At 62.2% G+C, this 19,227-nt stretch carries 21 protein-coding genes; 1 reads left to right on the forward strand and 20 read right to left on the reverse strand.

Features of this window, described 5'->3' with window-relative positions; genetic code table 11:
- Window positions 1–41 precede the first annotated feature (41 nt).
- The 10 genes from ACFQ2S_RS15780 to ACFQ2S_RS15825 form a co-directional block, all read right to left on the reverse strand.
- Window positions 42–749 carry an IS6 family transposase gene (locus ACFQ2S_RS15780; protein WP_386075889.1) on the reverse strand — a complete coding sequence of 236 codons (708 nt, stop codon included), beginning with the start codon at window positions 747–749 and terminating at the stop codon, window positions 42–44.
- A gap of 145 nt (window positions 750–894) precedes the next feature.
- Window positions 895–2,169 (reverse strand): glycerol-3-phosphate dehydrogenase subunit GlpB, encoded by a 1,275-nt coding sequence (gene glpB, locus ACFQ2S_RS15785; protein WP_386075891.1) that lies wholly within the window; start codon window positions 2,167–2,169, stop codon window positions 895–897.
- Complete coding sequence (gene glpA, locus ACFQ2S_RS15790; RefSeq protein WP_386075892.1) at window positions 2,166–3,770, reverse strand: anaerobic glycerol-3-phosphate dehydrogenase subunit A; 1,605 nt, start codon at window positions 3,768–3,770, stop codon at window positions 2,166–2,168. Before glpA ends, glpB begins: the two co-directional genes overlap by 4 nt.
- Complete coding sequence (locus ACFQ2S_RS15795; protein WP_386075894.1) at window positions 3,767–5,062, reverse strand: (Fe-S)-binding protein; 1,296 nt, start codon at window positions 5,060–5,062, stop codon at window positions 3,767–3,769. Before ACFQ2S_RS15795 ends, glpA begins: the two co-directional genes overlap by 4 nt.
- A 283-nt stretch (window positions 5,063–5,345) precedes the next feature.
- A complete protein-coding gene (gene hypE / locus ACFQ2S_RS15800) occupies window positions 5,346–6,362 on the reverse strand; it encodes a hydrogenase expression/formation protein HypE (RefSeq protein ID WP_386075896.1) in 1,017 nt (338 codons plus the stop codon).
- Window positions 6,359–8,668 (reverse strand): carbamoyltransferase HypF, encoded by a 2,310-nt coding sequence (gene hypF, locus ACFQ2S_RS15805; RefSeq protein ID WP_386075898.1) that lies wholly within the window; start codon window positions 8,666–8,668, stop codon window positions 6,359–6,361. Before hypF ends, hypE begins: the two co-directional genes overlap by 4 nt.
- A gap of 2 nt (window positions 8,669–8,670) precedes the next feature.
- Entirely contained in the window at window positions 8,671–9,780 is a 1,110-nt protein-coding gene (gene hypD, locus ACFQ2S_RS15810) for a hydrogenase formation protein HypD (protein WP_386075900.1), read from the reverse strand.
- Between the two features lie 2 nt (window positions 9,781–9,782).
- Complete coding sequence (hypB, locus tag ACFQ2S_RS15815) at window positions 9,783–10,535, reverse strand: hydrogenase nickel incorporation protein HypB (protein ID WP_386075901.1); 753 nt, start codon at window positions 10,533–10,535, stop codon at window positions 9,783–9,785.
- Window positions 10,528–10,920: a hydrogenase maturation nickel metallochaperone HypA gene (gene hypA, locus ACFQ2S_RS15820; protein ID WP_386075903.1), complete on the reverse strand. Its 393-nt coding sequence runs from the start codon at window positions 10,918–10,920 to the stop codon at window positions 10,528–10,530. The genes hypB and hypA overlap by 8 nt, the downstream gene beginning before the upstream one ends.
- On the reverse strand, window positions 10,913–11,140 hold the full coding sequence (locus tag ACFQ2S_RS15825; RefSeq protein ID WP_386075905.1) for a HypC/HybG/HupF family hydrogenase formation chaperone: 228 nt from the start codon (window positions 11,138–11,140) through the stop codon (window positions 10,913–10,915). The genes hypA and ACFQ2S_RS15825 overlap by 8 nt, the downstream gene beginning before the upstream one ends.
- 138 nt (window positions 11,141–11,278) lie before the next feature.
- On the opposite strand from ACFQ2S_RS15825, the gene ACFQ2S_RS15830 reads away from it, so the two are divergent.
- Window positions 11,279–11,743, forward strand: coding sequence for a HyaD/HybD family hydrogenase maturation endopeptidase (locus ACFQ2S_RS15830; RefSeq protein WP_386075906.1), 465 nt, complete (start codon window positions 11,279–11,281; stop codon window positions 11,741–11,743).
- A 78-nt stretch (window positions 11,744–11,821) separates the two neighbouring features.
- Here ACFQ2S_RS15830 and ACFQ2S_RS15835 read toward each other — a convergent pair whose 3' ends face one another.
- The 10 genes from ACFQ2S_RS15835 to ACFQ2S_RS15880 form a co-directional block, all read right to left on the reverse strand.
- On the reverse strand, window positions 11,822–12,973 hold the full coding sequence (locus ACFQ2S_RS15835; RefSeq protein ID WP_386075908.1) for a rhodanese-like domain-containing protein: 1,152 nt from the start codon (window positions 12,971–12,973) through the stop codon (window positions 11,822–11,824).
- A gap of 65 nt (window positions 12,974–13,038) precedes the next feature.
- Window positions 13,039–14,322, reverse strand: a complete 1,284-nt coding sequence (locus tag ACFQ2S_RS15840; protein WP_386075909.1) for a YeeE/YedE thiosulfate transporter family protein — start codon at window positions 14,320–14,322, stop codon at window positions 13,039–13,041.
- A gap of 52 nt (window positions 14,323–14,374) precedes the next feature.
- Window positions 14,375–14,761, reverse strand: coding sequence for a hypothetical protein (locus tag ACFQ2S_RS15845; protein ID WP_386075911.1), 387 nt, complete (start codon window positions 14,759–14,761; stop codon window positions 14,375–14,377).
- A gap of 258 nt (window positions 14,762–15,019) precedes the next feature.
- Window positions 15,020–15,352: a TusE/DsrC/DsvC family sulfur relay protein gene (locus ACFQ2S_RS15850; protein ID WP_386075913.1), complete on the reverse strand. Its 333-nt coding sequence runs from the start codon at window positions 15,350–15,352 to the stop codon at window positions 15,020–15,022.
- 53 nt (window positions 15,353–15,405) lie between these two features.
- Complete coding sequence (gene tusB / locus ACFQ2S_RS15855; RefSeq protein ID WP_386075915.1) at window positions 15,406–15,714, reverse strand: sulfurtransferase complex subunit TusB; 309 nt, start codon at window positions 15,712–15,714, stop codon at window positions 15,406–15,408.
- A 10-nt stretch (window positions 15,715–15,724) separates the two neighbouring features.
- Entirely contained in the window at window positions 15,725–16,132 is a 408-nt protein-coding gene (gene tusC, locus ACFQ2S_RS15860) for a sulfurtransferase complex subunit TusC (RefSeq protein WP_068315303.1), read from the reverse strand.
- 11 nt (window positions 16,133–16,143) lie between these two features.
- Window positions 16,144–16,536, reverse strand: coding sequence for a sulfurtransferase complex subunit TusD (gene tusD, locus ACFQ2S_RS15865; RefSeq protein WP_386075916.1), 393 nt, complete (start codon window positions 16,534–16,536; stop codon window positions 16,144–16,146).
- Between the two features lie 154 nt (window positions 16,537–16,690).
- Window positions 16,691–16,915, reverse strand: coding sequence for a sulfurtransferase TusA family protein (locus ACFQ2S_RS15870; RefSeq protein ID WP_068315297.1), 225 nt, complete (start codon window positions 16,913–16,915; stop codon window positions 16,691–16,693).
- Between the two features lie 27 nt (window positions 16,916–16,942).
- Complete coding sequence (locus ACFQ2S_RS15875) at window positions 16,943–17,446, reverse strand: DsrE/DsrF/DrsH-like family protein (protein WP_386075918.1); 504 nt, start codon at window positions 17,444–17,446, stop codon at window positions 16,943–16,945.
- A 62-nt stretch (window positions 17,447–17,508) separates the two neighbouring features.
- On the reverse strand, window positions 17,509–19,227 hold the full coding sequence (locus tag ACFQ2S_RS15880; protein WP_386075919.1) for a nickel-dependent hydrogenase large subunit: 1,719 nt from the start codon (window positions 19,225–19,227) through the stop codon (window positions 17,509–17,511).

Consider the following 19,227-nt stretch of genomic DNA (forward strand, 5'->3'; position numbering starts at 1 on the left):
CAAATTCGAACCAGTCTCACCAAGGACAGGATGGCTGTCCCTTATGCCGCGCAAAGGCCGCGCCACTCGGCAAGAGCGGCGGCTCGGTTCTTCTTGAAGTTGGCTCTGGAGGAGAGGCTGCGCTCCGAATTGAAATGGTTGAAGACCGAGGCGTGGACGGATGCGAACATCTGTAAACTTCGCATCCGCCGGAACCGCTGCATCGCCCGCTCCCGTCGTCGAAACGGCAGGTGCGAATTCTCTGCCCGGTTGTTTAACCAACGGCCAGTTTCCTGACGGTCTGCCGCGCCGAGTTCCTTCAGCGCGGCGCCGTAGGAGCGGAGCTTGTCTGTGCCAAAAACATGCGGCCGACCATAGCGCTTCATTGATTTCCTGAGGAATTTCAATGCGGCCTTCTTGTCCCGCGACTTCGTCGCGAAGCTCTCGAGAACCTCGCCCTCGTGGTCGACGGCCCGCCAGAGGTAGAGCCGCTCACCGTTGATCTTCACGAACATCTCGTCGAGATTCCACTGCCACTGCGGCCCGGAACGCAGACGCTCGGCCCGTTTCTTGCGGATCTCGGCGGCGAACATCGGCGCGAAACGCTGCCACCAAAACCGGACGGACTCGTGGCTGACATCAATGCCGCGCTCGTGCAGCAGATCCTCGACGTTGCGCAGCGAGAGCGGAAAGCGCACATAGAGCGTCACCGCCAGGCGTATGATTTCCCGGCTGGTCTTAAAGTACTTGAACGGGTCGCGTTTCGTCATGCCGAGACGCTAGTCAGCCCCCTGCCCCGTCGCAAGCCGAGTTCTTCTGACAAAGCCTCGTCAGAAGCTCAAATCAATCCTTGCGAAAAAGGAGCCACCCAAACATGACACCTCCCTCAGCCGCAAAACAATGAGCCTTGCCCAGTCAACCAAGCGCAGCCGTGGCGGCCTCGGTCGCGCTGTAGGCGGTCGCGATCGCCAAGCCGGCGCCGCAGCGCTGCCGTGCCCAGTCCTGATGCGCAAGGATTGCCCCGGCCGCGAAGAGTTTTTCATGCACCGGGTCGCCATCCGGCCCGACGGGCCGGAAAGCACTGTCGACCTCCACCCCGAGCCGGTTGACCGGATGCCCCCGCGGATCGAGAAATTCCCGGCGAAACCACCCCTGCCGCCCCTCGGGCTGGCGGATCGGCAAGTCAAGCAAGGTCTCCGATAGGCGATGCTGATCGGATTGCAACCCGCCGGACAGGAACCGACCCGTTGCGAGCAGGACCGCGGAGGCCTCGACCTGTAGGTCCTCCATTGGTCCGTGCAAGTGCAAGGTCGCTCCGGAGGCGCCGAACTCGACATTTGCGACCTTGAGCTGCGGCTCCAGCTTTGCGCCCATCTCCGGGAAGGCCCGCTCGAAGCATTCGCGCAGCCGGATCCCCGGTACGGCTGGCGGAATGGTCGGGATCTCGAAGAGCTTCACACCGATCGCCTCTTGAATCCGTGCCAGAACCGCGTCGGGGGCGTGCATGCCGAGGATCGCTGGAAGTCCGACATATTCCGCGCCATTCAGCAGCGGCTGGATTGCTACTGCCAGCGCGTCCTGTGTCGTCCGTGTCTCCAGCGACCGTGCCAGAACCTCGGGGAAGATCTGGCGGTTTTCCATACCCGGGAAGGTCAGCCGCGCCGAGCGCAGGGCCGGCCATCGCTCGGCGAAATTGACCTCGAAAGCCTTGGCACTAAACCCCTGCAACCCGTCGAAATCGATCATCAGCGTACTTGCGCCGGTTTCCAATGCCGTAACGCCTGCCAGCATGGTGTCCGGAACAGAAAGCGTCGGCTTGGCGATGCCGTTGGGTAGCAGCGCCGACAGGTTGCGCTCGCCGGCCCTTGTATAGCCGATCCCCATTTCACCGAGCGTATCGGTGAATCCGTCGAAGGCAGTGCGGATGGTCTGATTTGCGAGCCCGCTCATCGGATGGTGAGGCTCGTCCCGGCGCAGGTCGTCCAGCGCAGCCCACGGGTCGGTCCGGACGCGTTGGTCGTGTACGCCAAGCAGGTCGAGATACCCGGTGGTATAGGCCATCGCGCCGCTATGGCCGAACTGCGCAACATCCAGCCGGCGCCGCAAGGCGAAGATGCTCGCGGCAAATCCGGCGATTCCGGTGCCGATGACGGCCAGTTGCGTCTCGATCCGGCGGGTTCCTCGTTTCATTTGCTTGTGCCCCCGTCTTCATCCGCCGTCAGGTCCATGCCGGCCAGTCCGCAATGCAGGATCTCCGCAAGTTCTGCCTGGGGCATCTGTGCGCCCCAGAGAACCGGTCGGACGCCCTTGTAGCGTTCCTGGACGAACTCACGCATCAGGCGAAGCCCGTCCGGGCTGTCATAGACGCCGCGATCATAGAGGTAGGACGTGACCCGCATAGAACAGAACGCCCCCTGGCAGGCGCCCTTGCCGATCCGGCTGCGCAGCGCGATTGCCTTTAGGCTCATGTGGTCCTCGGCGCCCGGCGCGTCCTGCATGATGGTGTCGACAGCGGAACGGGCCACCATCTCACATTCGCATAGGATCATGTCGGTTGGATCAGACCTCTTGTACCAGTCGCGCGCGGCGGCCCCGGGTTGGGTCCAGCGCAGCGCGTCGCCCGAAGGCAGGGGCTCGACATTTGTCTTGCAGGACTCGGCATTGCCAAGCCGCTGTGCCACTAGGTCGCCCGCCTTTTCGGCCATCAGCCGGAAGGTCGTGAACTTGCCGCCGGCCACCGTGGCGAAATTCGTGAGGCCCTGGTCCTCGTGGTCGAACAGCGCGAAACCGCGGTTGGCCTTGCGTCCGTCCGCCTCGCTCCCGGCGGATTTCAGCAGCGGCCGGACCCCCGAGAAGGCCCGCACAAACCGGGTTTCGTTCAGAACCGGCAGCATCGCGGCGCCCTCGGCAAGAATGCGGTCCACCTCCGGAATCGTCGGCGCAATGCCATCAGGATCCTCGACGGTGACCGAAGAGGTCCCAAGCAGCGAGACCGTTCCGCCCGGCACAAGGATGTCTCCGTCATCGGGAAGGCGCAGCCGGTTGACCACGCCATTGGTCACCCGAGTATTGCTGATCAGCAAGGTGCCTTTGGAGTAGAGAAGGCTGACATCGTTGCAACCAGCGAGGCGTGCGACTTTCTCTGCCCAGGCGCCGCTGGCATTGATAAACTGCCGGGCACGGATCTCGATCGGGTCGCCACTTCTGCGATCGCGGCACTGCGCGCTGATGACCTTGCCGTCGACAATCTCGAATGCCTCGACCTCGGTGTGCGGGAGATAGCTGCTGTCGTTCTGTCGCTCCGCATGGCCGACATTTTCCAGTACCACCCGGAACGGGTCGATCGTGGCATCGGGCACCGCATAGGCTGCGATGATCCCCTGCGGCAGGGCCGGTTCCCGCTCGCGCGCCTCAGCCGCGGTTAGGGGCTCGCAGGGGATGCCGGCGACGCGGCAGTGCTCTGGGAAACGAGCTGCAAAGTCCACGTCATCGCCTTCGACCGCAACGAACAATCCGCCGCAATCGTCGATGCATTCCGGTGCGAGCCGTTTGAGTATCTCACCTTCGCGCATGCATTCCGCGGCTGTCTCGGCGTCCGCGGCGGCGTAGCGACCACCGCTATGGAGCAACCCGTGATTGCCGCCGGACGCCCCGGCATTCAGGTCCTTGCGATCGATCAACAGGCAGGTGATCCCCCGCAGCGCAAGATCGCGCATGATCCCTGACCCGGTGGCGCCGCCACCGATGACAAGAACGTCGGCTTCGTGAACCCGTTTGGACATGGCGTTCATGTTCCCTCCGGAAGATTGATATCCGCCAGGTCGGGGCCAAGATACTTGCGTTCGCCCGGCCCAAGTATGCCGAGGGACAGGCAGATCAGGGTCCACAGATGCGTGACCGTATAGGCGCCGCCAAAGTGCTCGCCCACGTCATCGATCTGCGAATGGCAGTTGTGGCAGGGGGTCAGCACGTAGTCCGCCTCGGTGGCGATGATCTGGTCGAACTTGCGCTTGCCATAGGCGCGGCGTTCCTTGGACATGCCCGCCTGCAGGAAGCCGCCACCGCCGCCACAGCAGTAATTCGCGCTTCGACAGGGCTGCATGTCGATGAAATTCTCTTCGCCCACCAGCGTCTTGACCACGAAGCGCAGGTCGTCCGCCGCCTGATCGCCGATGGACTTGCGGACCAGTTGGCAAGGGTCCTGCACGGTGAATTTGATGTTGTCCTTGTTCCAGTCCGAATTGACCGGCAGCCTCCCTTCGCGGATCCACCGGGCGTAGTAGGTGACAAGGCTTTCCGCCTCGAAATTGGCTTCCAACCCGAATTTCTCGACCCCCGCCCAGAGGGTGAAGAAGGAGTGCCCACACTCGGTGTTGATCCAGGTTTCGCATTCGAGCGCGTTGATGGCGTTGACGCGGGTTTCGACCATGTCCTTCCAGGCATCGAGATCGCCGGTGAACATGCAGAAATTCTCGGCTGCCCAGCCTTTGGAGGCATAGGTCCAGTCTGCGCCGACATAGTCGAGGATTTTCCAGAGCGGCGCCATTTCCTCGGGCTCCGTGGCGGGCTCCCGCGAGTTCTGATTGATGACGAATTTCGCGCCCTTCTTGTCGATCGGCACCTTGAGTTCCGCGAAGCGGGAGTCGTTTTCCTTCAACTCCTCGACCGTCTCCTCGACGATCTCGACGAAATCCTCCGACATCAGCCCCATGGCGCTGGTGCTCTCGTCAAGCCGTTGCGCCGCGCAGGAGCGTACGATCCCGCTCGGCTTGTCCTCGGTCGGCCAAGCGCCGCGTGCAGCGCCGACAAGCAGGGAGACGTCGATCCCCATCGGGCAGAGATAGGCGCAGCGTTTGCACTGCGTGCAGGCCCAGACCCATGGAGTGGTCGAGAGCTCCTCGTTCATGCCCAGCATGGCCATGTTGATGAAGCGGCGCGGATCCATCCCGAAGAGCCCGGAGGCCGGGCAGCCCGAGGCGCAAATGCCGCAGCCCACGCAGGCGTTATAGCTGGCGCCGCTGGGGAGCAGATCCTTGGCGACTTGCAGGAAGTCGAGTGTGTTATCGCGAGAATGTGCGCCCATGCGTGTTTCTCCACGGCTGAAGCGGTTCAGTGCCCACGGTATCTCAGACATTCCGAAAAAAGAATGCGGCCAAGTCTCTCAACTGGCCGGATGCATGGGCGGCGGCATGTGTGTCCCGGGCGCCGGCTGGCTTGTGCAGCGGTCTACTCCTAGCTCAAACCGCCGGTGGTATCCGGTGGCGCTACGCGCGGCTGCACCCATCCGAACGGGGGCAAGGGTCAGTGCGCAACGCTCCGCGCTGACAGGCGAGGGAGCCCACTTGCCCGCGCGGGCCACGCCCCGATCAACAGATACGTGGGAGGGGATCGTCTTCCAGTTCCTGCAGGAAGCGAAGTCCACCAACTTCCGTTTTCAGGGACACACAGGCTTCGCCGGATTGTTGACGGACGCAACCGATCACCTCGGCCAGTTCGCCGCCGGACTGGCGCCTCATGGCGGAGAGGGCATCCTGTGCCGAGCCGGGATCGACCACCGCTACGACCCGACCTTCGCAGGCGAGATAATATGGATCGTAGCCGAGCATATCGCAGACAGTGCGGACCGCCGGCCTCACCGGGATCGCTGGCTCATCCAGGGCGACGGTGAGACCGGTGGCTCGGGCGATTTCATGGGCGACAGAAACAAGCCCGCCCCGGGTCGGATCACGCATGAATCGGATGCCGGGAACCTCGCGCATCGCGCAGGTGATACCCAGAACGCTTGACGCATCGGAGATGATATCCCCTCGAAGCCCGAACTGCTCTCGTGCGAGCATGACCGAGATTCCGTGGTCCCCGAGCGGACCGCTCACAAGGATCGCATCGCCGTCCCGGATCTGCTTCATCCCCAGCGGGGTCGGATGCCGCAGAACTCCGATACCTGTCGTCGCAAGGTAAATCCCGCCGCCCTGGCCGCGCGGCAGAACCTTGGTGTCGCCCGCCGCGACCGAGACGCCGATCTCGGATGCAGCACGACCGAGATCGGCAACAATGCGTTCGAGCTGTGCCACGTCGAACCCCTCTTCGATGAAGGCGTTCAGGCTCAGATAGAGCGGGTCTGCACCGGCGACAGCGAGGTCGTTCGTCGTGCCATGCACGGCGAGAGAGCCGATGGAGCCGCCGGGAAATTCCAACGGCTGAACCGTGAAACCGTCGGTCGTGAACCGGATCTCTTCCCCGGGCAGCGAAAGGCGCACGGCATCGGCAGTGGTGTCCAGTGTGTCGCTTGCGAGATGGCGCGCGAAGACTTCGTCGATCAACTCGCGCATGAACCGCCCTCCATTGCCGTGGGCAAGCGAGATGTGGCTGTCCTGAAGCGTCATTCGAGGGATCCTCCTGCCAAAGCGGCATACTCGACCACCTGCCCGAAGGAGATGGAGGCGTCGTTACAGGGCACTTTTCGATGCAGCCGCAGCAGATCCGGAGCGTGCGTCATCCGTCGCTGTATCTCGTGGACGAGGCGCGCATTCTGGAAGACGCCTCCTGTCAGGCCGATATTCGAGATGGCATGGCGCTCGGAAAGCCAGGTCGAAAGATCGACCAGACCCTGCGCCATGCTTGCATGAAAATCCGCCGCGCGCTGCCCCTGGCTGCGGGAGCTGTCCGTCAACGTATCGAGCAGGGGAGCCCAGTCGGCAATTGCCATCCCGCTCTCGGTCTCATGGATCGGCACAGGGATCGCGTGCCCGGTTTCTCCCCTTGCCCATGCTTCCAGTTGCATGGGCCCTTGAGCTTCGAAACTCACATGGGTCATTTCGCTGACAAGGCAGGCGGCCGCGTCGAACAGCCGTCCTGCTGCAGTGGTCTCATGCGTGTTGATGCCTTTCTCCCAAGCTTGCCGGGCGATCTCCGCGCCATCGGGCAAGATCGGCACATCCCGCCCGGCGTCCCAGCAAAGGGCTGCCGCGCTGCGCCACGGCTCTCGCCCGGCGCGGTCCCCGCCCGTCAGCCGGAAGCTGCGGAAATGGGCGACCCGCTGCCAGTTGCCCGGGCGACCCAATAGGGTATCGCCGCCCCAGAGCGTCCCGTCCTGACCCAAACCGACGCCATCCCAGGTGAAGGTCAACCAGGTCCCTTCCGCCTCCGGGTACTCACCGGCCAGCGCAGAGGCATGGGCGTGGTGATGCAGGATCGGCACAATCGGCAGATCCTGCGTCCGGGCCCATCGATGAGTCGTGTAGCCCGAATGCGCATCGCAAAGCAGAACTTCTGCGCGCTGATCGTAAAGATCCTGAAGGCTTTGCGAGACACGCTTCAATATCTCGAGGCTCCGCGGGGCATCCATCTCGCCGATATGGGGGGAGACAACCGCCCGGTTCTCGAAGGCCAGCGCGACCGTGGCCTTCATGTGCGAGCCAAGCGCAAGCGCGGGCTTCGGGGTTGGCCGACGAAGCGACAGCTCGACCGGCGCCGTGCCGCGCCCGAGGCGGAAAGGAACGATCGCTCCGGCGATCTCGCGCATGACAGGATCGTCCGCCGGGCGCGCAATCGGCCGGTTGTGATGCAGCGCCGCATCCGCAACGCCGACAAGCCGGGCGTCGATCTCATCTGGGTTGGTCAGCACCGGCTCTCCACTGAGATTCGCCGAAGTCGCAACGAGCGGACCGTCGAAGGCGCCGAGCAGGAGCGTGTGCAATGGGCTGTAGGGCAGAAAGAGGCCGAGCTCGCCGCATCCCGGCGCAACCGACGGTGCCAGGTCAGCCTCGGGCAGTCGTGGCAGAAGGACGATCGGGCGGCGCGGCGTGACCAGTTCCTCCCCGGCAACATCGGACAGCGTGACGAAGCTGCGGACAGCATCCAGCCCGTCATCGCCTGCCTGTGGAACCATGATTGCGAAGGGTTTGGCCGGGCGGCGTTTCCTTGCCCGCAGTTGCGAAACTGCGGCCTCGTTGCGGGCGTCGCACATAAGGTGGTAGCCCCCAATCCCACGCATCGCGAGAATTCCGCCAGAGACAAGGATATGAACAGCCTCGGTCAGCGCGGCCTCGGTATCGGCAACCTCGCTGTGACCCTCGCGAACGAACCGGAGGGACGGGCCGCATCTCGGGCAGGCGACAGGCTCTGCGTGGAACCGACGGTTCGCCGGATCCTGGTACTCCGCGCGGCACGCCTCGCAGAGTGGAAACCCTGCCATGGTCGTGTTTGGCCGATCATAGGGCATCGCCTCGATCAGCGTGTAGCGAGGTCCACATTGGGTGCAATTGATGAACGGGTAGCGATGGCGCCGATCTGCCGGGTCACGCAATTCCCGCAAACACGCCTGGCAGACACAGGTATCGACGGGCACGAAAATCGACGCTCCGGTGCCCTTGTTGCTGTCAAGGATCTCAAACCCTTCGAAGGGTTCGACGGCAACCGCTGTCACATCTCGAAGAGTGGGGGCAGAGAGGGGGGGCGCCGTCTCGATCACCTCGCGCAGGAACGCCTGTACGTCAACTTCCGGCCCTTGCGCATGGGCGTAGACCTCGCCCATCTGGTTCTGCACCCAGCCTTTCAAACCCAGTCCTGTCGCGACGCGATAAACGTGCGGGCGAAACCCGACGCCCTGCACGTGACCGGTCAGCACGAGCCGTCGGGAGACGATTGTGGAGTCAGTGGAAGCAGGATCGTTTTCAGCGTCCGGCGCCATGATCACTCCGCAGCCTGTTCCACGCGTGTGCGTTTCCCACTGGACCACCAAATCCGGCAGGCGCCCTCGTCGGAGACCATGCAGGGACCAACCGGCGTGCGCGGGGTGCAGGCCGCACCAAAGATCCGGCACTGGTCGGGATAGATACGACCCAGCACCACTTGGGCGCAGTCGCAACCGGCCGGCATCTCCCCGACACGTCGGCGTGCGTCGTCGCCATAATCCGGGAGCAGTTTTCGGGCGTCATGGGCCGCGTACACGTCGCGCAGCGAAAAGCCGGATGCGGGGATCGTGCCGATCCCGCGCCAGGTGGCATCGGTCACTTCCATGACTTGCGACAGGAATCGGCGTGCCGTCGGGTTGCCTCCCGATTGGACAACCCGGGTATAACAATTGTCGAGAGCGGGTTTGCCCGACTGAAGCTGGCGCAGCACGGAATAGATCGCGGCGAGCAGGCTGTCGCTGTCGAAACCGGCGATTGCGGCCGGCACATTGTGATCTTCGACCACGAATTCCCACTCCTCCGGCCCCATCACTGTGCCGACATGCCCGGGCGCGATCAGCGCGTCGAACCCGACCTCTCCGGAGTTCAGCAGCATGGAAACTGCAGGCCAGGTGAGCCGCCCGGAAAGCAACAGGAGCAGGTTATCGGGAACGCCCTGCGCCATCATCGCAGCGACCGGCGCCGTTGTCGTCTCGAACCCCGCGGCAAAGAACACCACCCGGCGATCCGGATTGGCGCGGGCCAACGCGACGATCTCCTGCGGGCTGGCGACGGGAACGACATCTGCACCGGCAGCCTTTGCCTGCTCCAAGGAACGGATCTCGGTCTTGCGGACGTTCACCGGCACCCGCAACATGTCCCCGAAGGTGGCCAGCGTCAGGTCTTCGTTCATCGCCAGCTGGATAGCCTGGTAGACATCCTCCTCGGGGCAGACGCAAACCGGACAGCCCGGCCCGGGGATCAACTCGATAGCGGGCGGCAAGGCGTTGCGCAGACCGGCCTGGGTGATGGACCGTTCATGCCCGCCACACACGTTCATGATCCGCACTTTTTCCGGCAGGTCCAATGCCCTGATCCGCTCCAGCAACTCCGCGGCGCCTAGGCTCATGGTCAGCCTCCTGCCGCTGTGGTGGGAAAGGAGAGGTTCGAGCGAAGCTCGGCGACCCTGCGCTTCAACCAGTCGACCCAGCCATCCAGCCCGTCGCCGGACTTGGCAGAGACCTCGAGAATGGGCGCGGCATTGCCCAACTGGCGGACGAAGTTCACAGCCCGCGTCGTGTCGAACTCCGGCATATAGGGGGCGAGGTCACGCTTGGTCAGGAGCACCATGTCGGCCGACCGGAACATGACCGGGTATTTTGCGGGCTTGTCGTCCCCTTCCGGCGTCGACAGCAGCGCCACGTTCCGATGCTGGCCGAGATCGAAGCTGGCCGGGCAGACAAGGTTGCCGACATTCTCGACAAAGAGCACGTCCAGACTGGCCAGTTCCAGTTCATGCAGCGCGTCATGCACCATATGCGCGTCCAGATGACAGGCTGTGCCAGTGCAGATCTGAACGACCGGAACGCCACAGGCGCGAATGCGGTCGGCGTCATTCTCGGTCTCCAGGTCGCCCTCGATCACGCCGATCCGCAGGCCGGACTTCACAAGCTCTACCGTCGCTTCCAGAAGCGCTGTCTTGCCGGCGCCGGGGGAGGACATGAGATTGACCGAAAACACCCCGTGCTGGTTGAAATGGGTCCGGTTGTGCATGGCCTGAGAGTCGTTGACCTGGAGCAGATTGCCGAGAACCTGCGTCGCTTGCCTGCCCTCGGCGAGGTCCCGGTTGCCGGGGGTCACGTTGCAGCCACAGGTATCACACATTGCCTTCCTCCTCGGATTGCCTCGCAGGCAGGTCGGATTCAGCATCCTCCAGCACCACCGACCTTAACAGCATTTCATCTCCGGAGCGCAGCTCCGTTCGCCAGTCGCCGCACTGGGCGCAGACCAGGCGGTTGATCTTCGCGTCGCTCTCGGCCTGACAGGCCTTGCACCAGACACGCACCGGCGACAGCTCGATTGTCAGGCTGGCGCCATCGGCCACGGACCCGGCCGCAGCAATGGAAAAGGCATTCGACAGCAACTCCGGCACGACGCCGGATAACGGGCCGACCTCAAGGGTGATGCCGCTCACGCGCGAGGCGTTGTTGTCCCGTGCGACTGTTGTGACCTGGTCGATCAGGGCCTGGCAGATCACGAGTTCATGCATCTGATTGAAGGATCTCGTCGAAGGCTTCCCAGCTCAACCGGGCTTCCTCTTCCGACACCTTCTTGATCGCATACCCGACGTGGATCAGAACGTGATCCCCGACGGCCAGATCCTCGCCCTGCATCATGAACAGGTTGACGTCCCGCTCGATCCCGCTGGCCTCACAGGTTGCAACAAATCCATCAATCGAACTTATACGCATCGGCACTGCAAGGCACATGGGTCGCATCCCTTTTTTGTTGCTCTTATATTCGTGATGTTTAATACGTTTTCATTCCGGTTTCACGCTGGCGTTTTGTCTCGCACCTACAAAAAAGACACGGCAGAGAAGCCAAGAACAAGATCGGAGAAACGGGTAGTGCGCATACTCATTCTGGGGATCGGCAATTCGATCATGTCCGACGAGGCGGCCGGGATCCGGGCCGTTGAACTGTTCGAAGAACTGCACGGATCGGACGGCGACGTGACCTGCATCGATGGCGGCACGCTCAGCTTCACCCTTTCCGAACCAATTGGCGCCAGCGATCAACTCGTGGTGTTCGATGCTGCACAGTTCCATTCCGGCGCCGGCACCGTGCGGCGTCTGGAGGGCGAGGAGATGGACGCCTTCGTCCGTTCCGGAAAACTCAGCGTGCACGAGGTCGGACTGGCAGATCTCTTCGACATGTCCCGTTTGAGCGGCGATCTTCCCGAGCGTCGTGTTCTTGTCGGGATCGAACCCGAAACGCTTGGCTGGGGGCTCGAGTTGAGCCCCAAGGTTGCAGCAGCCATTCCCAAGGCCGTCGCGCTTGCGAAGGAAACCCTTGACGGCTGGAAGGCCTAGCAAGCTCGAACAGCCCTGCCGAAGGGCGAAACCGGCCCGCATTCGAGGGCCGGCTCCGGGTCATTTGCACGCAATCGGTCAGCTATGGGGCGTGACTTCGATCGTGCCGTCCTTGTTGTACTTCACCACGGCGTCGAGGAACGCGACGTTCAGGCCCGGGTTCAGCAGCTTGGCAAGGTCGTAGGATTCCCCGCTGCGCCCGCCGGACGTACAGATGAAGACGATCCGCTTGTCGTCGGGCAGGTCGAACACCTTGTCTTCCAGCTCACCGACCGGAATGTTGATCGTGTCCGCAAGCGCGCCTGCAGCATACTCGTCGGCATCGCGCACATCGACGATCAGAACATCGGCCGGACGTTCGGCAACGATCTTGTTGAACTCCTCGATACCCATCACACCTTCACCCGGTGCGGGCATGTCTGGCGTGGCCATTGAGGCAGCTGCGTTGGTGTCGGGGGAAACAAGCATAGCGACCACACCGACAAGCTTCTTCCACTCGGGGTAACCGGCGGGATAGGTGAAGACCTTGGTGTAGCCCATTTTCATTGCCGCCTGAGCGGAGTTGTCCGACAGTTTGCAGATGTATCCGCCGCAGTAGAACACAAGCGCGGTGTCCTTGTTTGCCGGAAGCAGGCCAGACATGGCGTCGAACTTGCTGTCAGGAAGGCTGATCGCGCCGGGGATGTAGCCCTTGTCATACTTGCTGCCCTTGGGGCGCGAGTCGACGATCAGCACCGGTTCTTCGCCGGCCATCAGTTGCTGCACGTAAGCCGTGTTGATCGAGACCGAGCCGCCCTTTTCCTTCCAGTCCGGGAAACCGGCCGCATAAACCTTGACGTTGGTATAACCTAGTTCCTCCGCCTTGAAGGCCGACTTGTGGCTGAGCTTGCAGGCATATCCGCCGCAATAGAAGATCAGCATCTGGTCCTTGGCTTCGGGAAGCATGTCGGTCATTTCCGCGAACTTGCTGTCGGGGATCAGCACCGAGGTCGGGATGTGGCCCGGGCCGAACATGCGCTCGGGGCGGGAATCGACGATCATCACGTCGTCGCGCTGCGGCAGCACGGCATAGGGTGCGATGAAGTCGTAGTCGACCACATGCTCCTCGTGATACCAGCCCGCCTTGTCTTCTGCGGTCGGCGCGGCTTGCTCGGCCCATGCGATGGATACCGGTGCGAAAGCCACCGCAACGGCCATGGCAAGTCTTGTCAACTTGGTCCTGGCGCTCATTTTTTCCTCCTGTTTGCTGTATTGGATAGCGTGTGAACCCCCGGTCCTTCCGAGGGGCGTATTTCCTAGATGACGGTGAACTTCTCGGTGGTCTCGTTGTAGCGAACGAGGCACCACCAGATCGCGAGGATGGTGATCATGACCATGTAGGTCGGCCCCCATCCGCCCAGCATGTCAGGCAGGAAGGCCTGATAACCGAGCGCGCTGAACTCGACCATGCCGTCCATGAAATCGAGGTCGATCTCGCCCGTGGTCACGCCAAGGTTGCCAAAAGCTACACTGGCGATGGAGCCGACCCAGGCGAAGAAGAACAGCACGACGACGAGTTTCAGATGCCCTTCGCCGATCCGCCAGAGCGTACCCGAGGCGCAGCCGCCCGCCAGTACCATGCCGATGCCAAAGATCAGGCCGCCAATCAGCGACCCAAGCCAGAAGCGCGTGGACAGCGCCACGTAGGGGTCGATATTGCCCTTCTGGATCAGGATCGAACCGAACAGGCAGCCGACAAAGATCGCGAGGATCATCGCCTTGGTCATCATGCCTTCGGCGGTCATGAACGGTTCACGGATGGCCCGCGCGAAGCAAAGCCGCGAGCGGTGCATCACGAAGCCGATGCCGAACCCGGCAAGCATCATCAACGCAAGGATCGAGGTGTAGTTGCTTTCGCTGCGCAGCCAGGTGACACCCCACCAGAGCACGCCGAGCGCGATCACCAATCCGAGATAGGGGAAGTAGGGCTTGAGCGCCGGTGTCCTGTTCTTGGGCGCCCTGGTGCCCCAGGTGATGTTCTCCATCCCCCAGAGCAGCAGTTTGAGCCCGATGAAGGCACCGGCCAACAGGCCGATCCACATGGCCCAACCGGCGGGCGCACTGAAGGTCAGCGGGATGAAGAAGCCACCGGTGGTGCAGCCACCGGCGATGGTTGCGCCGATCCCCATCAGCGAGCCGCCAACGGCTCCATAGGCGTATTCGCTAAGGGGAGCCTTCCGGATCGCGAATTGCATGGACATCAGCGCGGCGGTGAAGGCGCCAAGCAGCAGCGCGATGTTCATCACCGACATCTGGTGCTCCAGCGGACTCTTCAGATCTTCGCTGATACCCAGCATCGGGCCCAGTCCGATGGCGTTGTTGATGTAGTCTCCCCAGAGCTTCAACCCGCCGAAGACGCCCCAGAACACGCCGCTGGCCATGAGCATCATGGCAAGGCTGACGAGCAGCATGAACCCCAGGTAGGGCGACCATTCGTCGATGAAGATCTTCTTGTAGTCCTCGGCGAAACCCTCGGCCCATTCGGGCAACGACCGATTTTCTTGCGGTGGCGCGCCGGCGGCAGTTTCGTTCGTAGCCATTTGGTGTCCTCTTCCCCGGTCAGTCGCTTGCAGGCGGTGACTGGGGACCTCTTCAGTTGCAGGTGGCCGGGGTGGCGGAATCCGCGGCGCCATAGACGACGAAGGCGCGGATATCGGCCCAGAGGTCGTCATTGGCGATGGGAGCGAATTTCTCGGCGACCTTGTTGTCGGGTGCGATCTTGGCCCGGTAGTCCTGGCTCACATATTCGGCCAGGTGCTCGGCGCCTTCAGGGGTCTCGATCCATTCCTCCCATTCGGCAATCTTCTTGGAGGCGGGTGAAATGGACTCGCCGATTTCCGCCGTGTGGCAGGACGTGCAGGCGGCTCGGTAGTAAATCCGGCCCCGCTTCCAGTTGCCGTCGCCTTCGGCAGAGCTGGGCAGCGCAGGCAGGATCAGCATCGCCGATGCGGCGAACAGGCAAGTTAGAGTGGCTTTCATGATTGACCTCCGTGGGTTTGCAATCACGTGCTCGGCAGGCATTTCTCTGTGCCGCAAATGTGGAGCCCTGCCGGGTCTCTCCACCCACTGTCCTGCCGATGTCGGATTTTTCGGCGCTTCGACAGGATGTGTCCCTTGCGGCCTGCAATCGATCGGAAGACAGACCTTTCGTCTTCCGGTTCCTCCGTTCGGCGCCCCGTCCCGTGCGCTCGTCGTTCTGTTGCGTTCTCTTCGGGGCGGGGCGCCGCGTTTCGGAGGTCAGACGCAGCCGGTCGGCTTGGGAAGCCCGGCAATCTTGCAGCCCTGCTTGGCAGCGCCGTCCGGGAACATCGCTTCAAGCGTCTTGTTGTTGCCGATGTCCGGACCAAGCTTCTTCTTTGCGTTCTTGACGAGGACGCGAATGGCGGGGGCAATCTGGAACTCGTCGTAGTAGTTCCGCAAGAAGTCGATCACCTTCCAGTGGTCGTCGGTCATCTCGAGGCCTTCGGCCTTGGCAATCTCTTCGGCCAGTTCTTTCGACCACTCGTCAAGGTTGACGATGTAGCCGTCTTCGTCGGCCTCAATGGCCGCGCCGTTTACTTGATAGGACATATTGGTGTTCCTTCTCTCTTCTCATCTTGTGTCCCGCGTCCGCGGGCGTCGTTTCAAAGCCAGGATTGGGTGCGATCGTGTTCCGCGACCAGATCGACAAAAGCGTCGTAGCCAACGGGCTTCACCTGTTGGATCAGTTTCCCGGCGGCCAATCCGCGTGCCTTTGCATCGCCGTCAAGGACGTAGAAGTTGACATCGCCAGCGCGTGCCTCGACATTCGCGGCCACTGCCGAGCCGGCCACCGCGCCATAGACGCCGTCCTCGATCAGCAAGACGGCATCGCCGGGTTTGCAATGCGCGAGGCAACTGTTGAATGCGCTGTCACCGAACGGGGACTTGTTGACTGTGTGAAGTGTGGACATGTTTCCCCCCTCAGAAACTCAGGACCACGTCCTGATCGGACATGATGTCGGCCATTTCAGAACGGGAAACGATCTGGATGGAGGGCTTCTCCTCCCAGTCGTCATCTTCGTCCTCGTACATGATCTCCTGAAGATCGGAGGGCTCCAGCCCGCGTTCCTCGAGCGACTCCTTCTCGACGAAAAGCTTGGTGACTTCGTAGTCGCCGAGTGCGCGGAAGGTGGGCGAGAAGTTCTTCACCCCGATCTCGTCGGTGTTCTGGTCCCTGGTCAGCTGAAACACACCGTCATCCAGGAATGCGAGCGACACGTCCTGCTCGAAGGCGGCACCAATCAGCACCACTTCAAGGCTTTCGAGGGCGTAGATCGTCCCGTAGGGCGCCTTGCGGTTCACGTAGAGGAATTTCTTGGCTTCTGACATCTTCGCTTTCCTCAATCGCCGAACGTGACGGTACGGTCATATTCGATGCCCATCTCGATGAGCTGTCCGAGTCCGGAGATGCGGAATCCCTCTGCGAGGTTGGAGGCATCCTTGCCCTGCCGCTTTGCTTCGTTCTCGTCGAGAATGCCGCGACGCTGAGCGGCGGCGATGCAGACGACCATGTCGATGTCATTGGCCTTGGCGAGCGCGGTCCAGTTTTTCTGGATATGGCGCTCGTCCTGGGGCGGAACCGACAGGTTCGTCGCGACGTTCACGCCATCATGGTAGAAGAAGACGCGAGGTATCTCGTGCCCCTTGTCCAGCGCCGCCTTGGCGAAGTGATAGGCGGTGTCAGCGGCCTGGTGGGTATACGGGCCCTCGCTGACGACAATTCCGAATTTCACGGAGTATCCTTTCCTTGGTGGAAGGGATCGGTCGCGTCGTGGTCGTGGCGGTCCTTGGCTCGAGGCGTTCTATCGTCCGGCCTTGTGCAAGGACCGGGTCAGCCACGGATTCAGCGGCTGACCAGACATGAACGGTCGCGATCCACGCGATTTGTCAGGCTTTCCTGATCTCGTAGGTGTAGACGTCGCCTTCGTTGCTCGTGCTGAGCAACTCGTTGCCCGTCTGGTTGCAAAAGGCGGCCATGTCGGCAACGGAGCCGGGATCGGTCGCGGTGATTTCAAGCACCTGGCCCGCACCCATGCCCTTGAGCGCTTTTTTCGCCTTCAAGATCGGCAGCGGACAGTTCAGGCCTTGGGCGTTGAGGGTTTGATCTGCCACGTTTCTTCTCCTGTGTGGTGGTGATGTTCAGATGAACAGGTTGATGTCGGATTTGAGGGCGGTTTCCATGTAGGTGGCCGCGCCCCCCAGCTCGATCCCGTCGATCAGGTCGTCGGTCGAGTATTCGAAGAGGTTGAGCGTCATCTGGCAGGCGATCATGCGGATCTCGAGATCCACCGCCGCCTCTCGCAGGTCCTCGATAGAGGCCACGCCCTTCTTGGCCATGAGGTTCTTCATCATGGTGCCGGCAAGCGCGCCGGCGCCAGGGAGCATGGAGACCATGTTGGGCATCTTCATGTGTCCGCCAATCATCGGGATTTCTATCGCCGCGTTTCCGAGCGTCGAGAAGCCGAGATTGAGGTCTTTCTTCAAGAGGACAAGACCGTAGAAGGTGAAGAACATTGTCACCTCCACATCCATCGCAGCGGCGGTCGTTCCGAGGATGAAAGGAGGATAAGCCCAGTCCAGCGTGCCCTTGGTGACGATGATCGACATGCTCTTGGCTTTTTCGAGTTGGCTGTCGTCAAGCATCTGGCATTTCCTTTACCATTCGCGTCTTCGGCACCGCCCCCGCTGGGGGCGGTGCGCGGGTCTCAGCGGACCTTGATCTTGAGTTTCTCGTCGCCGTCTTCGCCAACCATATGCACCGCACAGGCGATGCAGGGATCGAAGCTGTGGATGGTGCGCAGGATCTCCAGCGGCTGGTCCGGATTGGCCAGTTCGTGCCCTTTCAACGCCGCCTCGTAAGGACCTGAGACGCCGTCGGAATCCCGCGGGCCGGCGTTCCACGTTGTCGGAACAATGGCCTGGTAGTTGTCGATCTTGCGGTTCTTGATGACGATCCAGTGGCCGAGTGCGCCGCGCGGGGCCTCCATGTAGCCCGCGCCCTTGGCCACGCTTGGCCAGGTTGCGGGGTCCCAGAATTCGTCGTTGTGGGTCTGGAGATCGCCCGCAGCGATGTTGGCGACAAGGTCGTTGTACCAGCCGCGCATCATGTCGAGGTAGATCTTGGTCTCCAGCGTCCGCGCCGCTGTCCGGCCCAGCGTCGAGAACAGCGCCTCGACTGGCACGTCCAGCGTGCTCAGCGTGCTGTCGACCAGTTCCTTCGCCTGATCATGACCCTTGGCATAGAGCATCAGCATCCGTGAAAGCGGGCCAACTTCCATCGGCTTGCCCTTCCAGCGTGGCGATTTCAGCCAGGAGTACTCCTGATCGACGTCGAGCTGCGTGTAGGGCGGTTTCGGCCCGGTGTAGTTCAGCTCGGTCTCGCCGTCATAGGGGTGCAGGCCGGTGCCCTTGCCACCCTGGTACTTGTACCAGGCGTGATCGACGTATTCCTCGATCTGACCTTCTTCGTGCAGGTCCACGTCGTGGATCGTGGAAAGATCCCGGTCGAGGATCACGCCGCGCGGCACCAAGAAGGTCGATGGGTCGTTGTATTCGCCGGTCGGGAAGTCGCCATAGCACATGAAGTTGCCGACGCCTTCACCGATGGCACCCCAATCCTTGTAGAAGGACGCGATGGCCAGCGTGTCCGGCAGATAGGCCTGGTTCACGAAGTCTTCCATTTGGGTGATGAGCGAGGAGACCTGGCTCAGCGCCGCCATGTTGATGGCGGTTTCGGAATTGGGGTCGATCGGGGAGGGCACACCGCCGCAGACAAAGTTCGGATGCGGGTTCTTGCCGCCGAAGATCGTGTGCAGCTTGGAGACCTCGCGTTGCCAGGCGAGCGCATCGAGGTAGTGCGCGACGGCCATAAGGTTCGCTTCGGGCGGCAGCCTGTAGCCCGGGTGCCCCCAGTAGCCGCCGGAGAAGATCCCCAACTGCCCGGATTCAACGAAGCCCTTCAGCTTCTTCTTCACGTCCGCAAAATGCCCCGGAGAGGAGCGCGGATAACTGCTGAGCGATTCGGTCAGCTCCGATGTCGCCTCGGGATCGGCCTTAAGCGCCGAGACCACATCCACCCAATCCAGCGCATGCAGGTGATAGAAGTGCATTACGTGGTCATGCACGTATTGCGAGGCGATCATCAGGTTGCGGATCAGCTGCGCGTTCTTCGGAATCTTCCAGTTCAGCGCATCTTCAACCGCGCGGACCGAGGCCATGCCATGAACCAACGTACAGACACCGCAGATCCGCTGGGCAAAGGCCCAGGCGTCGCGCGGGTCACGGTCGCGCAGGATGATCTCGATGCCGCGGACCATCGTGCCCGACGAATAGGCCTCGGCGATCCTGTTGCCGTCCATCTGCGCCTCGACGCGCAGGTGCCCCTCGATCCGTGTGATGGGGTCTACGACCAGTCTTTCTGCCAT

The sequence above is a fragment of the Tropicimonas aquimaris genome (assembly GCF_042676185.1).
Classification (GTDB): Bacteria; Pseudomonadota; Alphaproteobacteria; order Rhodobacterales; family Rhodobacteraceae; genus Tropicimonas; species Tropicimonas aquimaris.